At 70.9% G+C, this 1,561-nt stretch carries 1 protein-coding gene; it reads left to right on the forward strand.

Annotated elements, in window-relative coordinates; translation table 11 throughout:
* Nucleotides 1-1,561: alpha-1,4-glucan--maltose-1-phosphate maltosyltransferase (locus tag EYA84_RS31665; RefSeq protein WP_131057834.1), on the forward strand; the 1,561-nt coding region annotated here is incomplete at both ends.

The following is a 1,561-nucleotide window of genomic DNA, read 5'->3' on the forward strand; positions in this document are numbered from 1 at the left end:
CTGCGCGACACCGCGCTGCCGCTGCCGCAGCGGGTGGCTCCGGCGCTGGCGCTGGCCGACCTGCTCTGGGCGCACCCGGTCCGCGAGCTGGTCACCACCGGCGAGGAGTACCGCATCTGGGTGGACCGTGAGCGGGCCCTCTTCTCCGCCTGGTACGAATTCTTCCCCCGCTCCGAGGGCGCGATCCCGGCCACCGTCGACGCGCCGGCCCGCTCCGGCACCTTCGCCACCGCCACGCAGCGGCTGCCGGGGGTCGCCGCGATGGGCTTCGACGTGCTCTATCTGCCGCCGGTCCACCCGATCGGCCGGGTCAACCGCAAGGGCCCCAACAACACGCTGGTCGCCGGGCCGGACGACGTGGGTTCACCGTGGGCCATCGGCGCCGCCGAGGGCGGGCACGACAACATCCACCCCGATCTGGGTACGCCGGAGGACTTCCGGGCCTTCGTCGTCGCCGCCGCCGAACACGGCCTGGAGGTGGCGATGGACCTGGCGTTGCAGTGCGCCCCCGACCACCCCTGGGTCAGCGAGCACCCGGAGTGGTTCACCACCCGCGCCGACGGCAGCATCGCGTACGCGGAGAACCCGCCGAAGAAGTACCAGGACATCTATCCGGTGAACTTCGACAACGACCCGGAGGGCATCCGCGCCGAGGTGCTGCGGGTGGTGCTGCACTGGGTCGGCGAGGGCGTGAAGATCTTCCGGGTGGACAACCCGCACACCAAGCCGGTCGACTTCTGGCACTGGCTGATCGGCGAGGTCAAGCAGGTCGACCCGGACGTGCTGTTCCTCGCCGAGGCGTTCACCCGACCGGCGATGATGCACGGGCTGGCGAAGGTCGGCTTCACCCAGTCGTACACGTACTTCACCTGGCGGACCTCGGCGGCGCAGATGCGCGAGTACTGCGAGGAACTGGTGGCGGCGGCCGACTACATGCGGCCGAACTTCTGGCCGAACACGCCGGACATCCTGCACGCCTCGTTGCAGCACGGCGGACCGCCGATGTTCAAGATCCGGGCGGTGCTGGCCGCGCTGCTCTCCCCCTCCTGGGGCATGTACGCCGGGTTCGAGCTCTTCGAGCACGTCGCGCGCCCCGGCGCGGAGGAGTACATCGACAACGAGAAGTACGAGCTGCGCCCCCGCGACTGGGCCGGCGCGCTCGCGCAGGGGCGGTCGCTGGCGCCGTTCATCGCCACCCTGAACCAGGTCCGCCGGGAGAACCCGGCCCTGCACAGGCTGCGGAACCTGGTCTTCCACGACATCGACAACCCGGCGCTGCTCTGCTGGTCCAAGCACGACCCGACGACCGGCAACACGGTGCTGGTGGTCTGCTCGTTCGACTCGCACACCGTGCAGTGGGGCAACACCACGCTGGACATGCCCGCGTTGGGCCTGGACTGGCACGACCGGTTCACCGTGCACGACGCGCTGACCGGCGCCACCTACGACTGGGGACAACGCAACGCGGTCCGCCTCGACCCGTACCTGCAACCCGCGCACGTGCTGGTGCTGCGCCGCCCCGACGCCACCGCACCCGACACGGCCGGCACCGCCACGGCCG

Origin of the sequence: Verrucosispora sp. SN26_14.1, from assembly GCF_004307965.1 — a bacterium.
GTDB lineage: Bacteria > Actinomycetota > Actinomycetes > Mycobacteriales > Micromonosporaceae > Micromonospora.